The sequence below is a fragment of the Vibrio sp. 1457 genome, assembly GCF_033340195.1.
GTDB lineage: Bacteria > Pseudomonadota > Gammaproteobacteria > Enterobacterales > Vibrionaceae > Vibrio > Vibrio alginolyticus.
Genome location: NZ_JAWOWA010000096.1, coordinates 1 through 1,239 on the forward strand (window position 1 = coordinate 1; position 1,239 = coordinate 1,239).

Consider the following 1,239-nt stretch of genomic DNA (forward strand, 5'->3'; position numbering starts at 1 on the left):
CCCGCGTGATAACCGCACCAACACCTTGCCGATGGTCTTTGCGGGTGCGCCGGATGTTGGGCTGCAACAAGCCTCTGCCATTGTCGCCTCGTGGTTTGGTTCGCGTTCTGGCTGGCGTGGGCAGAACTTCCCGGTGCTCTATAACCAACTGCCGGATCGCAATGCCATTGTCTTTGCAACCAACGACAAACGGCCGGACTTCCTGCGCGATCATCCGGCGGTAAAAGCCCCGGTGATTGAGATGATTAACCATCCGCAGAATCCTTACGTCAAACTGCTGGTGGTGTTTGGTCGTGACGACAAAGACCTGTTGCAGGCAGCGAAAGGTATCGCTCAGGGTAACATTCTGTTCCGTGGTGAAAGCGTGGTAGTGAATGAAGTGAAACCGCTGCTACCGCGTAAGCCGTACGATGCGCCGAACTGGGTACGTACCGATCGTCCGGTCACATTTGGCGAACTGAAAACCTATGAAGAACAGTTACAATCCAGCGGTCTTGAGCCAGCAGCGATTAACGTTTCGCTAAACCTGCCGCCGGATCTCTACCTGATGCGCAGTACCGGCATTGATATGGATATTAATTACCGCTACACCATGCCGCCGGTGAAAGACAGTTCGCGGATGGATATCAGCCTGAATAACCAGTTCCTGCAATCCTTCAACCTGAGCAGCAAACAGGAGGCGAACCGCCTGCTGCTGCGGATTCCGGTATTACAAGGTTTGCTGGATGGCAAAACAGATGTCTCTATTCCGGCGCTGAAACTGGGCGCGACCAACCAGCTGCGCTTCGACTTTGAGTATATGAACCCGATGCCGGGCGGTTCGGTGGATAACTGTATTACCTTCCAGCCGGTGCAGAATCATGTGGTGATTGGTGACGACTCCACCATCGACTTCTCGAAGTATTACCACTTCATCCCGATGCCGGATCTACGCGCCTTTGCTAACGCGGGCTTCCCATTCAGCCGGATGGCGGATCTGTCGCAAACCATCACCGTGATGCCGAAAGCGCCTAACGAAGCACAGATGGAAACGTTGCTGAATACTGTTGGTTTTATCGGCGCACAGACGGGCTTCCCGGCGATTAATCTGACGGTGACCGATGATGGCAGCACCATTCAGGGCAAAGATGCCGACATCATGATCATCGGTGGTATCCCGGACAAACTGAAAGACGATAAGCAGATCGACCTATTGGTGCAGGCGACCGAAAGCTGGGTGAAAACACCGATGCGCCAGAC

General features: G+C 54.1%; 1 protein-coding gene. It reads left to right on the forward strand.

The window, feature by feature from the left end; all coding sequences use genetic code 11:
• Positions 1-1,239 (forward strand): cellulose biosynthesis cyclic di-GMP-binding regulatory protein BcsB (gene bcsB / locus R7Z41_RS23980; RefSeq protein WP_318141639.1); only part of this gene is annotated, 1,239 nt, incomplete at both ends.